Source organism: Kitasatospora sp. NPDC001547 (genome assembly GCF_042894165.1).
Lineage (GTDB): Bacteria > Actinomycetota > Actinomycetes > Streptomycetales > Streptomycetaceae > Kitasatospora.
The window spans coordinates 305,938-320,124 of record NZ_JBIAVL010000006.1 but is presented as its reverse complement, the minus strand read 5'-3'; the positions used below and the strand labels follow the sequence as shown (position 1 = coordinate 320,124).

Sequence of the window (14,187 nt, the reverse complement as noted above, 5' to 3'; positions counted from 1 at the left end):
GCTTGCATCTATGGTGCTACGGTGTGCTCCATGGCCGACACCCCGCCCCCCGCCCGCGTCCCGGCCGCGGACCGCGCGTACGAACTGACCAAGGACCTCATCCTCGGCGGCGGCCTCCCCGGCGGCACGCTGATCAGCGAGGGCGAGATCGCCGAGCGCGCCGCGATCAGCCGCACGCCGGTCCGGGAGGCCTTCCTGCGGCTGCAGGCCGAGGGGCTGCTCCAGCTGTTCCCCAAGCGCGGAGCCGTCGTGGTGCCGGTCGGCCCCGGCGAGGCCGAGGACGTGCTGGAGCTGCGCGAGGCGCTGGAGAGCACCGCCGTCCGCCGGATCACCCGCCGCCCCGACGGCCTCGACGCGCTGGTCCGGCAGCTGTCCGAACTGATCGACCAGCAGCGCGAGCCCGCCCGCCGGGCCGACCTCGGCGCCTTCGCCGACGCCGACGAGGCCTTCCACCGGGGCATCGTGGCGGCCTCCGGCAACCAGCTCGCCGAGCGGTTCTACGGGACGCTGCGCGACCGCCAGCGCCGGATGGCCGTCCAACTGCTCCAGGTGCGGCCGGAGCGGCAGCCGCAGCGGCTGGCCTCGCTGGTCGAGGAGCACACCGTGCTCGTCGAGCGGATCGCGGCCCGCGACGCCGAGGGCTTCACCGCCGCCCTGCGCACCCACCTGGACGCCCACCGCGCCGTCACCGACCGCTGAGCCCGCCTCCTCGCGCGCCGGACGCGCGGGGCGCACGCCCCGACCGACCGCCGGGACCGACCATCCGACAAGGAGCAGCACCGCCATGAGCACCACCCGGCCACCGTCCGCCGGTCCCGTCGCACCGTCCGGCCGGGGACGGCCGTGGCTGGTCGCGGCCCTGGCCATGCTCTGCTGCGGGTGGGGCGGCAACCAGTTCACCCCGCTGCTGCTGATGTACCGCCACCTCGGCGGCTACTCGGAGGTCACCGTGGACGCCTTCCTGGGGGCGTACGTCCTCGGGCTGGTCCCCGGACTGCTGGTCGGCGGCGCCGCCTCGGACCGCTACGGGCGCCGCCCGCTGATGATCGGCGCGGTGGCCGCCTCGCTCGCCGCCAGCGGGGTGCTGTGCGCCGGCACGGCCGGTCAACTCCCCATCTACGCCGGGCGGTTCCTCACCGGCACAGCCGTCGGCATCGCGATGGCGGTCGGCACCAGCTGGGTCAAGGAGCTCTCCCAGGCTCCGCACGACCCGGCCGCCGACGCCGGCGCCGGTGCCCGCCGCGCCTCCCTCGCCCTGACCGTCGGCTTCGGCCTCGGTGCGGGGGCGGCCGGGGCGCTCGCCCAGTGGGGCCCCTGGCCGATGGTCAGCCCGTACCTCGCCCACCTGCTGGTCACCCTGCCCGCGCTGTTCCTGCTCCCGAGGGCCGTCGAGACCCGGGCCCGCTCCGCCGCCGTCCGCAGCCTCGTGGCCGACCTCAAGGTCCCGGCGGCCGGGCACCGGCGCTTCGTACGGGTGGTCCTGCCGATGGCCCCCTGGGTGTTCGGCTCGGCCGGCGTCGCGTACGCGGTGACCCCGCAGCTGGTCGGCGACCGGCTCGGCGACTGGTCGCTCGCCTACGCGACCCTGCTGACCGTCCTCACCCTCGGCACCGGCGCCCTCGTCCAGCCCTTCGCCAAACGCCTGGACTCGCTCTCCTCGGCGCGCGGCGTCATCGTCTCCATGGCGCTGATGGCCTGCGGCATGGCCGTCTGCGCCGCCGACGCCGCGGTCCGCTCCCCGCTGCTCGGCCTGGCCGGCGCCGTCCTCCTCGGCGCCGCCTACGGCATCGGGGTGGTCTCCGGGCTGCTGGAGATCCAGCGCATCGTCACCCCCGACGACCTGGCCGGCATCACCGGCGTCTACTACGCGTTCTGCTACTCGGGCTTCCTGCTGCCCGCCGTGCTCGCGGCGCTCTCCCCGCTGGCCTCCTACACCGTGATGCTCGGCGTGCTGACGGCCCTCGCCCTCGCCAGCCTCACCGTGATAACCGTCTCCTCCCGCCGCCCCACCCCGGCCGAAGCCACCCGTTGACGACGGACTCCGGCACGAGCGGGGCAGGCCCGGAGAACAGACGGTCGGGACACGTCCAATCCCGGTCGGTCGGCCGGCCGTCCGTACGGTCTGGGAGACAATCGGGAAGGGAAGGAGACGCGTTGTGAGTACAGCGCCCCGGGTCCCTGGCGACTACAGCATCGTCAGCGATCCCGAAAGGGCTCTGAAGTACGCGATCCGGCAAACGGCGGGCGACCGCACCGAGATCATCGAGGGCGTCATCACCCCCATGTCGCCGTCATGGGCGCACGAGTCCGTCGCCGAGAGCGGCCCGCATCCCTTCGGCACCCCCGTCCGCCTCCCGGCGCCCTTCGACCTCGATCTCGACCTCGACACCACCCGGCTAGACCTTCGCCACCTCCGTCGGGCGGGCGTGGGCGGGGAGGCCGTTGGTGAGGTCCTCGACGAGGAGGCGCCAGGCGATGGCGTCGGCGGCGGCGCGGAGGCGGGGGCTGCGGGGGCGGCCGGCGTCGGCGTCGAGGCGGGCGTTGAGCCAGTCGGACCAGGCCCGGGCGAGGGCGCGGACCTCGTGGGTGCCGGCCTCGGTGGGGGAGAGGCGGTCGCCGTCGCGGAGCAGGTAGCCCTCGGTGGTCAGCCGGGTGAAGACCGGCTCCAGGACCTCGGGCGGCACCCGCTTGCGGGCGGCGATGAGGTCGAGCGAGGCGTGGCCGACGGCCTTGGTGTGGCCGGCCACCTCCATCAGCGCCCAGGCCCCGGCGAGGTCCACCCGGGTGTCGGCGGTGGAGACGATCGACCGGACGGTGTCGAGATCGACGCCGCGCACGATCCTGCAGACCGAGTACTCCAGGTGCGGGTCGGAGTCGGCGGTGGTCGGCTGGGCGAAGCCCTCGCCCATGTCGGTGGAGCCCGCCCGGGCGGTGTCGCGCAGCTGCACCTGTTTGAGGAAGAGCGCCACCACGAAGCCGACCACGGCGACCGGGATGGTCCACAGGTACACGGTGTGCAGCGCGTCGGAGTAGGCCTGGACGATCGGCGCGGCCTGGTCGGCGGGCAGCTGGTGCAGGCCCTGGGGGCTCTGTGCGGCGCGGCTGAGCACGGCCGGGTCGGCGCCGGTGAGCCGGGCGGCGGTGCCGACCCCGTCGGTGAGCTCGGTCTTCAGGCTGTTGGCGTAGATGGTGCCGAACACCGCGGTGCCGAAGGAGCTGCCGATGGTGCGGAAGAAGGTCACGCCGGAGGTGGCGGTGCCGAGGTCGGCGTAGTCGACGGTGTTCTGCACGGCGATGGTGAGCACCTGCATGCTCAGCCCGATGCCGGCGCCGAGCACGAACATGTAGAGCGAGGCCAGTGCGGTTCCGGTGCCGGGTTCGAGCCGGGAGAGCAGGTAGAGGCCGAGGGCCATCACGGCGGTGCCGACGATCGGGAACAGCCGGTACCGTCCGGTCTTGCTGACGGCGTTCCCGCTGCCGATCGAGGCGATCAGCAGACCGATCACCATGGGCAGCGTCCGGACGCCGGAGACGGTCGCGGAGTCGCCGTCCACGTACTGGAGGAAGGTCGGCAGGAAGGTCAGCGCGCCGAGCATGGCGAAGCCGACGATGAAGCTGAGCACCGAGCAGACCGTGAACACCGGGTTGCGGAACAGCCGCATCGGCAGCATCGGTTCGGCCGCCCGGGCCTCCACCCGGCAGAACAGGCCGAGCGCCAGCGCCCCGCCGGTGAACAGGCCGATGATCACCCCGGAGCCCCAGGCGTACTGGTTGCCGCCCCAACTGGTCGCCAGGATCAGCGCGCCCGCGCCGGCCGCGACCAGCACGATGCCCAGGTAGTCGACGACCGGGCGGGTCGCCGAGCGGACCGCGGGGATGGTCCGGGCGGCCGCGGCGACCACCACGACCGCGATCGGCACGTTGACGTAGAACGCCCAGCGCCAGGACAGGTGGTCGGTGAACAGCCCGCCGAGCAGCGGCCCGACCACCGTGGCCACGCCGAACACCGCGCCGATCGCGCCCTGGTACTTGCCGCGCTCGCGCAGCGGGATGACGTCCGCGATCAGCGCCATGGAGGTGACCATCAGGCCGCCCGCGCCGAGGCCCTGCACGGCCCGCCAGGCGATCAGCAGGGTCATGTCGGTGGCCAGACCGCACAGGAACGAGCCGCCGACGAAGACGATCGCCGAGACCTGGAACAGCAGCTTGCGCCCGTACAGGTCGCCGAACTTGCCGGCCAGCACGGTGGCCACCGTCTCGGCCAGCAGGTAGGAGGTCACCACCCAGGACATGTGGGCGGCCCCGCCGAGGTCGGAGACGATGGTGGGCAGAGCGGTGCCGACGATGGTCTGGTCGAGGGCGGCCAGCAGCATGCCGAGCACGATGGTGGCGAAGACGACGTTCCGCTGCCGGACGTCCAGCACCGGCGGGGCGGAGGGCGCGGTCTCGGTGGCGACGGTCATGCCGTCAGCCTCCGGGGTGCGGACGGCGGTCGCGATCCGGTTCGGCCGTTCGGGTGAAGCGGGCCGTCGCGGCCCGGTCGGCGGCCCGGGTGGCGGCCCCGGGTGGGCCGGGCGACGATGGCCGGACGACGCCGGCCTACGGTCCCCCTGGGCCAGGACGCCCCGGCCCCCGGGAAGAGGCCCCCATGAACGCCGACCCCCCGCGCGGCACCGCGCACCCGACGCACCCCGGCGCCACCGCCGTGGGCGGCCGGGCCGCCGCCCGGCGCTGGCGGGCGCTCGCGGTCTGCCTGGTCGCCGGCTTCATGACCCTGCTGGACGTCAGCATCGTCAACGTCGCCCTGCCGACCGTGCGGGACGGGCTGCACATGTCCGACAGCGGCCTGCAGTGGGTGATCACCGGGTACTCGCTGGCCTTCGGCCTGGTGCTGGTGCCCGCCGGGCGGCTCGGCGACGCGCGCAGCCGGCGGGCCGTCTTCCTCGCCGGGCTCGCCCTGTTCACCGCGGCCAGCGCGCTCGCCGGCGCGGCCCGCAGCCAGGAGTGGCTGGTGCTGGCCCGGCTGTTCCAGGGCGCGGCCGGCGGGGTGCTGGTGCCGCAGGTGTCCGGCTTCATCCAGGTGCTGTTCCAGGGCCCCGACCGCGGCCGGGCCTTCGGCGCCCTGGGCGCGACCATCGGGCTGTCCACCGCCGTCGGGCCGCTGCTCGGCGGGCTGCTGATCCACCTGGTGGGCCCGCAGGACGGCTGGCGCTGGGTGTTCCTGGTCAACCTGCCGATCGGCGTCGCGGCCCTGCCGATCGCCTACCGGCTGCTCCCGGCACCGCCGCCCGCCGCCCAGCGGGCCGGGCACCGGGACTTCGACCCGGTCGGCGTGCTGCTGCTCGGCGCCGGGACGGTCGCGCTGCTGCTGCCGTTCGTCCAGGCGCAGCAGTGGCACGGCGCGACGCGCTGGCTGCTGCTGCCGCTGGCGGCGGTGCTGCTCGCCGCCTTCGTCGGCTGGGAACTGCACTACGGGCGGCGGCGCGAACCGCTGGTGAGCATGGCGCTGTTCACGGTGCGCCCGTACGCGGCGGGGGTGCTGCTGTCGCTGGTGTACTTCGCCGGGTTCACCGCGATCTTCTTCATCTTCACGCTCTACCTCCAGGCGGGCCTGCACTACTCGGCGCTGACGGCGGGCCTGGCGATCACGCCGTTCGCGGTGGGATCGGGGGTGTCCGCGGCGGTGGGCGGTCGCCTGGTCAGCCGGCTGGGGCGGCGGCTGGTGGTGACCGGGCTGGTGATGGTGCTGACCGGACTGCTGGCCGCGGCGCTCGCGGTGCAGCTGTGGTCGGGGCCCCGGGTGGGCTGGACGACGGCGCTGCCGCTGCTGGTCGCCGGGGCGGGCAGCGGGCTGGTGATCGCCCCGAACCAGACGCTGACCCTCCAGCAGGTGCCGGTGGCCCGGGCGGGCAGCGCGGGCGGGGTGCTGCAGACCGCGCAGCGGGTCGGCTCGGCGGCGGGCATCGCCGTCGTCGGCTCGGTGTTCTTCGCCCACGCCGCCGGCCCCCGGCCGGACTGGGCGCTGGCCTTCCAGCTGGGGGTGACGGTGGCGGCCGGCCTGGTGCTGACGGCGCTGCTGGTGGCGGTCGCCGACATGGCGTCGGGCCGGGGGAGTTTCCGGGCCGCCGGGCCGCGGGTAGGGGACGGGCCGTGACGGACCCCCGAACGGACTTCCTGGCCGCCGCCGGCGCGGCCGAGGACCTGCTGCGCCGCCCCGAGGTGGCGCAGGCCTGGCAGCGGCCGAGCGCGCTGGAGCGGTGGAGCGTCGGCGGCCTGGCCGGGCACCTGGCCTACCAGGTCTTCTGCGTGCCGGAGCTGCTGGCCGCCGCCGTGCCGACGGAGCCGGTGGTCGGTCTGCTGGACCACTACGCCCGGTCGGCCTGGGTCGGCGCGCCGCCCGACGCGGACCTCAACGTGCGGATCCGGCAGGGCGGCGAGGCCCTCGCGGCGGACGGCCCGGCCGCCCTGCACCGCCGGCTCGCCGCCGTGCTGCCGGAGCTCGCGGCCGACCTGGCGGCGGCGGACGGCACCCGCCCGGTCCGGCTGCCCTTCTGGGGCCCGTGGTCGCTCACCCTCGACGACCTGCTGGCCACCCGGACGATGGAGCTGGCCGTCCACGGCGACGACCTGGCGGTCAGTGTCGGGCTGCCGAGCCCGGAACTCCCCTGGGACGCCGCCGAGTCGGTGTTCGGCCTGTTGACCCGGCTGGCCGCCCGGCGGCACGGCCGGGCGGCGGTGCTGCGGGCGCTCAGCCGGGCCGAGCGGGCGCCGGGGAGCATCGCGGCGTTCTGAGCCCGCGGTCGGGTCAGTGGTCCCGGCGGTGGACGGCGACCGCCGCGACGGCCACCGAGGCCGGCGACCACACCGCGAAGGTGATCCAGGCGCCGGTGACGGTGGCCGGGTACTCGGACGGGCGCGAACCCGCCAGGGTGGTCCGGGCCAGCCGCTGCCAGGCGGGCAGCGGCAGGGCGTGCAGCAGGTCGGCGCTCCAGCGGTAGCGCTCGGTGATCAGCGTCGCCCTCCGGGCCGGCGCGGCCCGCCGGGTGATCGGCCGTCGGCCGGAGCGGGTCGCCCTGCTGCCGGCCGAGCTCGACGCCCGGGACCGGGTGCAGCTGGTCATCCTGGCGTACGAGGCGGGCCTGGTCTCGGTCTCGGCGTCCGGCTGACCGGGACCGCCGCGGAAACGACCCGCCGCGGAGCGATTCCGCCGAAGGAACGACCCCGCCGCGGAAACGATTCGGCGGTCGAGCGCGAAGCGCCGGCGCTCAGCGCTTGATCGCCACGCCCGCGTACATCGCGATGTCCTGGTCGCGGACGGGCGCGGCGTCGGCGTCCGGGCGCCAGTGGTGCACCAGCGTGACGCCCGGGTCGAGCAGCTCGTAGCCGTCGAAGAACGCCTCCGTCTCGGCCTTGTTCCGGATCTGGAGCGGGATGCCGCGCGCGTTGTACTCGCGGCCGACGCCGCCCACGCCCACCGGGTCGGTGTCGCCGGTGAAGACCGTCAGGGCGAGGAAGCTGCCGGGCGCCAGTGCGTCCATGAAGCGGCGCACGATGCCCTGCGGGTCGTCCTCGTCCAGCACGAAGTGGACGATCGCGATCAGCGACAGCGCCACCGGCTGCGAGAGGTCGAGCACCTCGCGCAGCCGGGGGTCGGCGATGATCGACTCCGGGTCGCGGAAGTCGGCGTCCACGTAACAGGTGCGGCCCTCGGGCGAGCTGTCCATCAGGGCCCGCGCGTGGGTCAGCACGATCGGGTCGTTGTCCACGTACGCGACCCGGGCCCCGGGGGCGACCGCCTGGGCGATCTCGTGCACGTTCGGCGAGGTCGGGATGCCGGTGCCGATGTCGAGGAACTGCCGCACGCCGAACTCCTCGGCGAGCCGGCGCACCGAGCGCTGCATGAACTCTCGGGTGGTGCGCATCGAGATCGGCAGCGACGGCCAGGCCTGCACCGAGGCGTGCGCGGCGGTGCGGTCCGCCTCGAAGTTGGTCTTGCCGCCGATGAGGTAGTCGTAGACCCGGGCGGAGTGCGGAACGTCCATCCGCAGGTCCACCGACGGGTAGTCCTCGCGCGGACCGTGCTCCGTCCGGATCTCGTTCGCCATGCTCGTTCTCCCGCTCCTGGACATCCGTTCCCGGACGACCCGTCACCGGCCGCCGTGGTGGCGGTCCACGGTGCGCATGGTAACGGTCGCCGGATACGGCGGGGTGACGGGGTCTCAGGCCGGTGCCTCCGGGGAACTCGGTTCGAGCACGACGGCGCCCGGCTGGCGGGGCACCGCGGCGGTGTCGGCGTCGCGCCGGCCGTGCGCCGCGAGTTCGAGCGCGGCGCCGATCCAGGCGGTGCCGAAGGCCCAGGTCGCCAGCCACTCGGACAGGTAGAGCGGCCGCACCGACCAGTCGGAGCCGACGCCCGCCGCCCCGGCCAGGACGGAGAGCGCCAGGGCGGCCAGGATCACCACCCCGGCCACCAGGTAGGCCCTGCCCACCCGGGCCGACTGGGCGGAGCGGGGATTGCGGAAGGAGTAGAGGCAGAACAGCGCCAGCATGACGAACAGCAGGCCGGCGAAGACCAGGTGGAGCACCCCGATGGTGCGCTGGACGCCGGACGCGCCGTCCGGGGTCGTCGGGCACAGCGCGACCCCGAGCGCGAAGAACCCGGCGGCCGTGCTCCAGCGGTCGTCCCGGCGGTCGAAGCGGTAGCAGATCAGGAACACCCCGAGGGCGCACAGCCCGCCGACGAAGAGGTCCCGGGTGTCGGTGTAGTACGAGCCGCTCATCGAGTCCGGCCAGAAGCCGTCGGTGCTGCGCCCCATCACCTGGGCGGCCAGCCAGTTGCCGAACGGCAGGGCCGGCGGCAGCAGGATGCCGATCAGGCCGACGCCGAGGCGCAGGATCGCGATGGTCCGAACGTCCTGGGCGCTGTGCCGGACGTCGGGGGAGTGCTGCGTGCGCGAGTCGTTGGGCACGGACGCCTCCTTGCCTTTCGCACGGGCGCGGGGCCCGCTGGTCCTCCGGTCGCGAGGGGACGGCGCGGGGCGGGGCGGACGGGCGCCACCACACACCTGAGCGACCGTCGACTTGTGTACCCGGATCGGCGTTCGAAGCACCACCGATCCGGGCGGTTTACGTCCTCGGTGACCGTCCGGAGAACCAGGGTCACCATCGACCACGGCTGCCCGGGCCGTACCGGTCCGACGGCCCCGGGCGGGTCGGGTCGGCGCTCCGGGAACGGGGGTCGGACCAGCGGACCGGCGGCGCGAAGCGGGGGAGTCCTGACGACGGCGGAGGCGGTCCGGCCACCACGGCCGGACCGCCTCCGCCACTTGCGGCCGAAACGGCTCAGCCGGTGGGCTGCCGGGTGTGCGCGATCAGCGCGTTGAGCAGGGCCGCCCCGCGCTCGGCGTCGTCCACGCTGACCGCGAAGTCCGTGCCCCGGCGGGTGCGGACCACCAGGCAGACACCCCGGCGCAGCATCACGGTGGTGCCGAGCCCGTTGATCCGGTAGCCCCAGCCGCCCGTCTGCGCGGCGGTGCGCTCCTCGGCGCGGGCGGAGTCGAGGTCGGCCGGGGACCAGTGGCGGGCCGGCCAGCCGAACGGGCCGAAGCCGACGGTCAGGCCGCGGGCGGTCACCCGTACCCGCACCGAGCAGCAGGCCAGGCACGCGAGGGAGGCGACGGTGAACGGCAGCACCAGCGGCCAGTCCAGCTCGGAGACCCCGCTCACGACGGCCAGCAGCCCCGCCGCCGCGGCCAGTCCGAACACCGCCGCGGCCAGCTGCAGCCACGGGTTGGCCGCCCGGGACAGCCAGACGAACCGCTCGCCCGCCGGCACCTCCAGCGCCGGCGCCCCGGCCGCCGGGCGCGGATCGGGCCGGCCGCCGTAGCGGCGGCTCGCCAGCCAGACCAGCAGCCCGGCGAGGCCGGTGGCCAGCAGGACGAGGAGCACCTCGACGCCCATCGGTGCGGCGTCCTGCCAGCGGGTGCGGTCCAGGTTGGCGTGCACGATGGAGGCCTGCGCCCCCGTCAGCAGCACCCCGCCGGTCGCCAGCGTGGCCGCCGCCGCCCCCGGCAGCCGACCGGCCCGGTAGCGCTGCAGGGCCACCGCGGTCAGCACCAGCACCGCCCAGAACAGCGCCGGGACGAGCGTGGCCGCCGTCAGCGACATCGAGTCGTTCGGCTTGCGCCCGTCCCAGTGGGTGGCCAGCTGGTCCGGCAGCCGGTGGCGTGCCACCAGCGGCAGGGCGATCAGCAGCGCCAGCACGCCGACCGACCAGGCCGCCGCGGCCCAGACGGCACCGCGTGGTGCCCGCCGCTGCGCCGCCGTCGGCTCCGTCGTTCCCTCGTCCGTCACGACATCCCCCTGATCATGTCCACGAGATCGTTCCTGCTATAGCCGTCCCGGGCCGCGTCCTCGACCAACCGCCGTACCCGCTCGACCAGTTCGGAGCGGGTGTCGGCGCCGGTCGCGATCGTGATGCCGCGGCCCCGGCGGAACTCCAGCACCCCCTCGTCGCGCAGCGTGCGCAGCCCGCGCAGGACGGTGTTGGTGTTCACCCCCAGGGCCCGGGAGAGCTCCCGGGCCGGGGGCAGTTTGTCGCCGGGGGCGCATTCGCCCTCGGCGACGGCGCGTCTGATCGCTCCGGCGACCTGTTCGTGCAGTGGTCGGGTGTCCCCGATGTCCAGCTTCAGCAACATGGTGCTAGTGACGATAGCACCATTCATCGCTGAAGCCATCCTCCCCGCGCCCGCCCGTTCCGCCGCGCGCGGCGGCTACCCCCGCTCGTCCCCGATCAGGCCGAACTCCTGCATCAGCTCGCCGATCTCGGTGGCCTCCAGCCGGTGCAGCAGCCGCTTGCGCAGGAACTCCGGCCCGGGCAGGTCGAGTTCGGCGCCGTCCCGGAGCCGGGTGGTGGCGGCGAGCAGCTTGCGCACGTCGTAGGTGGAGTTGAACACCTCGGGCACGCCGCGCTCGACGTCGAGCAGCCGGTAGACGGCCTCCATGCCGGTGCGCACCGAGTACTCGGTGGTGAAGACGCAGTCCCGAGTGGTCTCCGCGAACTGGCCGATGAAGGCGAAGTTGACGGCGCCCTCGGGCACCACGTCCGGCCGGTCGCCCGCGTGCCGGGGCAGGAAGAAGGACGTCACGTACGGCATCATCACCGGCACGCAGCGGGCGGCCCGCGCGGCCAGCTCGGGGATCTCCTCGACCGGCACGCCCAGGTGGTACAGCCACTCCTGGGTGATCTCCTCGCCGGTGCACTCCTGCATCGGCTTCTTCACGAAGTCGCCCGGGCGGTCGACGAACAGCGAGTAGACCCAGGCCACGACCTGGTCGGCGGGCTGCTTCTTGAAGTGCGGCTGGCGGTTGACCGTCCAGCTCAGCAGCCAGGAGGAGTCCCGGGCGGTGACGATGCCGCCGGTGACCACGCCGCCGCCGAACGGGTCGCGCCCGGCGACCTTCCGGATGTAGTGCGGGATGCGCGCGTCCAGGGTGGTGACGGTCGCCGACTCCCACTTGCTCTCGGCGATGTTGCCGCAGAACACCTCGGGGCGGCCGAACGCCGGGTCCTTGGCGGCGATCCGGCGCCACAGGTCCCAGGCCGGGGCCGGGCCCTCGTCCAGCCGGGCCGGGGTGTGCTGGTCGCCGTCGTCGGAGTTCTCGGTGAGCGAGCCGATGGTGGTGAACACCAGGTCGTCCGGGCCGAGGTCCACCCCGCCCTCCCGGCCGGACTCCCGCCAGTGGATCCGGGTGGCCTGCTTGCGGGCGGGGGAGCCGGCGGTGGCCGGGGTGAGGTCGAAGTCGATGTCGGTGACCTCGACCCCGTAGCGGAACCGCACGCCCTGGTCCATCAGCCAGTGGGTGAGCGGCAGGACCAGGGACTCGTACTGGTTGTACTTGGTGAACTTCAGCGCGGACAGGTCCGGCAGGCCGCCGATGTGGTGGACGAAGCGGTGCAGGTAGAGCTTCATCTCCAGCGCGCCGTGCCACTCCTCGAAGGCGAACATGGTGCGCCAGTACAGCCAGAAGCCGCTGTCCAGGAAGTTCCGCGAGAAGACCTCGTCGATCCGCTTGCCCTCCAGCTCCTCGCGGGTGGCGAGGAAGACCCGGACCAGGTCCTTCTGCGCCTTGTCGTCGAGCGCGAACCGGCCGTCGGTACGGGCGTCCTGGCCGCGGCGCTCGGTGACCCGCTGGAGCGAGAAGTTCGGGTCGTCCTTGTTCAGCCAGTAGAACTCGTCCAGCACGGACGCGCCGTCGACCTCCAGCGAGGGCACCGAACGGAAGAGGTCCCACAGGCACTCCATGTGGTCCTCCAGCTCGCGCCCGCCGCGGACCACAAAGCCCTTCTCGGGCACCTCGATCCCGTCCAGCGCGCCGCCGGCCAGCTTCAGCCGCTCCAGGACGGTGATCCGCTCGCCGGGCACCTGGCCGTCCCGGACCAGGAAGGCCGCGCCGGCCAGGGCCGCGATCCCCGACCCGACGAACCACGCCCGCTTGCGGTCGGCCCCCTCCGGCTTCCTCGGCCGGGCGAACGCCTCGTAGTTGCCGCTGCTGTAGTACAAGCCCGTGCTCCCTAGAAAGTTCGGCATCGAACCGCCCGTCGGGCATGCCGCATCCCGGCGGGCCTCTCCATCCACCCATCCGTTGGTGATCTTCGCCTGCTGAGTAGGCCGAACGGGGGACGCGCGGACGGGCCGGACACCCGGCGGGCCGCGTATGGAGGGCGTTGGGAACACCGCCCGGAACGTCAGGAAGTCGTCAAGGAGCGCAGGTCAGCCCGACTGCGGCGGTTGGCTGGGGAGCGACGCGGAACACGACCACACGAGGACGGATCATGCACGGCAACGGGCGGCACGCGGACGGGCGGCGCGGGGACGGGGGGCGCGGCAGCGAGCGGCACGCGGACGGCGCGGCGCCCCGGGTGGTGGTCGGGGTCGGTGGGTCGCTGGGAAGCCTGGCGGCCCTGCACCGCGGCCTCGCCGAGGCCCGCGGCCGCGGCGCGGACCTGGTGCCGGTCCTCGCCTGGGAGCCGCCCGGCGGCGAACACGGCTACCGGCGCTCGCCCTGCCCGCCGCTGCTCGCCGCCGTCCGGGAGGCCGCCGAACAGCGCCTGCGGGACGCCCTCGACGCGGCCTTCGGCGGCGCCGACCCCGGCGTCCCGCTGCGCCCGGTGGTGATCCGCGGCGAGGCCGGCCCGGCCCTGCTGCACGTCGCCGACCGGCCGGACGACCTGCTGGTCCTCGGCCGGAGCGGCGGCCCGCTGCACCGCCGGCTGCGGCGCTCGGTGCCCGGCTACTGCTCCCGGCGGGCGGGCTGCCCGGTGCTGACCGTCCCGGTGCCCGAGCTGCTGCACGACCTGCACCGGCTGGAGTCGGCGCGGCGGCGCGCCCGCCGGCACCTGCCGGCCGGTCCGCTGCCAGGGCTCCTCGCAGCGGAGCGGTAGAGCGGTGGTCCGCGGTGCGGACGCACTCGGCCGGCCCGGGGTGTCGCCGCTGCGCTTCGACAGCCCGCGCTGAGCCGCACTCCGCGCTGCGGCGACGCCCCCGTGGACGGTCCGCCGGTGGACGGTCCGCCCGTACGGACGGACCTGACCGAGCACCCGGGGCTCCGGCCGGTATCCGGAGCCCCGGCGAACGGGTGGGGACAGGTGGCCGGACGCGCGGGGCGGTCGCCGGTTCGGATGGCGGCCCCGCCCGTTCGGACGGGGCCGCCGCGACCACCCCACGCGCTCCGGTCGGATCGAGCGGTTACAGCGTGAGCAGCGTGCGGTGGGCCAGGGTGGTGTCCCGCAGCGGTTTGAGGGCCAGGCGGACCAGGGCCAGGGCGTTGTCGTCCCCGGCGATCCGGTTGGCGCTCAACTCGCCGCAGGACAGGCACTGGTGGATGATCATCCACTCGCCGTCGGCACGGACCGACAGGCTCAGCACCGCCATCCGGCCGCCGCAGCCGGCCGCCCGGTCACCCGGTATCCGGCCGTCGACATGACGGCTGGCCAGGCAGTTCGGGCAGTGGTTGCGATGGGCCGTGCCGGGGGCGTCCAGCGGGACGTCCAGCCGGCAGTCCACGCAGCGGAAGGCGTTCGCCCGGTGGCCGCCCTGCTCGTGCAGGACGTCCTTGTGCCGCTGCGGGCGGCGTTCCCGCCGGCCCCCGCCGTCGGTGTTCTTGCGTCGTGGCATGGTTCGCCGC

13 protein-coding genes and 1 pseudogene are annotated in these 14,187 nt (G+C 74.6%); 6 read left to right on the top strand and 8 right to left on the bottom strand.

Annotated features, from left to right (window positions below; all coding sequences use genetic code 11):
- The first annotated feature begins 30 nt into the window (after positions 1–30).
- On the top strand, positions 31–699 hold the full coding sequence (locus ACFY0X_RS14850; RefSeq protein ID WP_387753896.1) for a GntR family transcriptional regulator: 669 nt from the start codon (positions 31–33) through the stop codon (positions 697–699).
- Positions 700–784: 85 nt separating this feature from the next.
- On the top strand, positions 785–2,032 hold the full coding sequence (locus ACFY0X_RS14845; protein WP_387753894.1) for an MFS transporter: 1,248 nt from the start codon (positions 785–787) through the stop codon (positions 2,030–2,032).
- Between the two features lie 364 nt (positions 2,033–2,396).
- On the opposite strand, the gene ACFY0X_RS14840 is transcribed toward ACFY0X_RS14845, so the two are convergent.
- On the bottom strand, positions 2,397–4,463 hold the full coding sequence (locus ACFY0X_RS14840; RefSeq protein WP_387753892.1) for an MDR family MFS transporter: 2,067 nt from the start codon (positions 4,461–4,463) through the stop codon (positions 2,397–2,399).
- 185 nt (positions 4,464–4,648) lie between these two features.
- Between ACFY0X_RS14840 and ACFY0X_RS14835 the strand changes: the two genes are divergently transcribed.
- Together ACFY0X_RS14835 and ACFY0X_RS14830 are read left to right on the top strand one after the other, a co-directional pair.
- Positions 4,649–6,154 carry an MFS transporter gene (locus ACFY0X_RS14835; RefSeq protein WP_387753890.1) on the top strand — a complete coding sequence of 502 codons (1,506 nt, stop codon included), beginning with the start codon at positions 4,649–4,651 and terminating at the stop codon, positions 6,152–6,154.
- The gene (locus ACFY0X_RS14830; protein ID WP_387753888.1) at positions 6,151–6,792 is read left to right on the top strand and encodes a maleylpyruvate isomerase N-terminal domain-containing protein; all 642 of its coding nucleotides are present in this window, start codon (positions 6,151–6,153) and stop codon (positions 6,790–6,792) included. Before ACFY0X_RS14835 ends, ACFY0X_RS14830 begins: the two co-directional genes overlap by 4 nt.
- A 13-nt stretch (positions 6,793–6,805) precedes the next feature.
- On the opposite strand, the gene ACFY0X_RS14825 is transcribed toward ACFY0X_RS14830, so the two are convergent.
- Complete coding sequence (locus ACFY0X_RS14825; RefSeq protein WP_387754089.1) at positions 6,806–7,120, bottom strand: hypothetical protein; 315 nt, start codon at positions 7,118–7,120, stop codon at positions 6,806–6,808.
- Here ACFY0X_RS14825 and ACFY0X_RS14820 point away from each other — a divergent pair.
- Positions 7,077–7,166: pseudogene (locus ACFY0X_RS14820) on the top strand (DNA-binding response regulator); the annotation flags it as partial. The gene ACFY0X_RS14825 and the pseudogene ACFY0X_RS14820 sit on opposite strands and share 44 nt — an antisense overlap.
- A gap of 99 nt (positions 7,167–7,265) precedes the next feature.
- Here the strand turns inward: ACFY0X_RS14820 and ACFY0X_RS14815 are convergent.
- The 5 genes from ACFY0X_RS14815 to ACFY0X_RS14795 all read right to left on the bottom strand — a co-directional run bounded on the left by ACFY0X_RS14815 (position 7,266) and on the right by ACFY0X_RS14795 (position 12,563).
- Positions 7,266–8,105, bottom strand: coding sequence for an SAM-dependent methyltransferase (locus ACFY0X_RS14815; protein ID WP_387753886.1), 840 nt, complete (start codon positions 8,103–8,105; stop codon positions 7,266–7,268).
- Positions 8,106–8,219: 114 nt separating this feature from the next.
- The gene (locus tag ACFY0X_RS14810; protein WP_387753884.1) at positions 8,220–8,969 is read right to left on the bottom strand and encodes a hypothetical protein; all 750 of its coding nucleotides are present in this window, start codon (positions 8,967–8,969) and stop codon (positions 8,220–8,222) included.
- Between the two features lie 373 nt (positions 8,970–9,342).
- Positions 9,343–10,353: a DUF1648 domain-containing protein gene (locus ACFY0X_RS14805; RefSeq protein ID WP_387753882.1), complete on the bottom strand. Its 1,011-nt coding sequence runs from the start codon at positions 10,351–10,353 to the stop codon at positions 9,343–9,345.
- Positions 10,350–10,697, bottom strand: a complete 348-nt coding sequence (locus tag ACFY0X_RS14800) for a GntR family transcriptional regulator (RefSeq protein ID WP_387753880.1) — start codon at positions 10,695–10,697, stop codon at positions 10,350–10,352. The genes ACFY0X_RS14805 and ACFY0X_RS14800 overlap by 4 nt, the downstream gene beginning before the upstream one ends.
- A gap of 75 nt (positions 10,698–10,772) precedes the next feature.
- Positions 10,773–12,563: an oleate hydratase gene (locus ACFY0X_RS14795; RefSeq protein ID WP_387753878.1), complete on the bottom strand. Its 1,791-nt coding sequence runs from the start codon at positions 12,561–12,563 to the stop codon at positions 10,773–10,775.
- 272 nt (positions 12,564–12,835) lie between these two features.
- On the opposite strand from ACFY0X_RS14795, the gene ACFY0X_RS14790 reads away from it, so the two are divergent.
- On the top strand, positions 12,836–13,444 hold the full coding sequence (locus ACFY0X_RS14790; protein WP_387753875.1) for a universal stress protein: 609 nt from the start codon (positions 12,836–12,838) through the stop codon (positions 13,442–13,444).
- A gap of 304 nt (positions 13,445–13,748) precedes the next feature.
- Here the strand turns inward: ACFY0X_RS14790 and ACFY0X_RS14785 are convergent, their stop codons facing one another.
- On the bottom strand, positions 13,749–14,177 hold the full coding sequence (locus ACFY0X_RS14785; RefSeq protein ID WP_387753872.1) for an RNHCP domain-containing protein: 429 nt from the start codon (positions 14,175–14,177) through the stop codon (positions 13,749–13,751).
- Between the last annotated feature and the right edge of the window lie 10 nt (positions 14,178–14,187).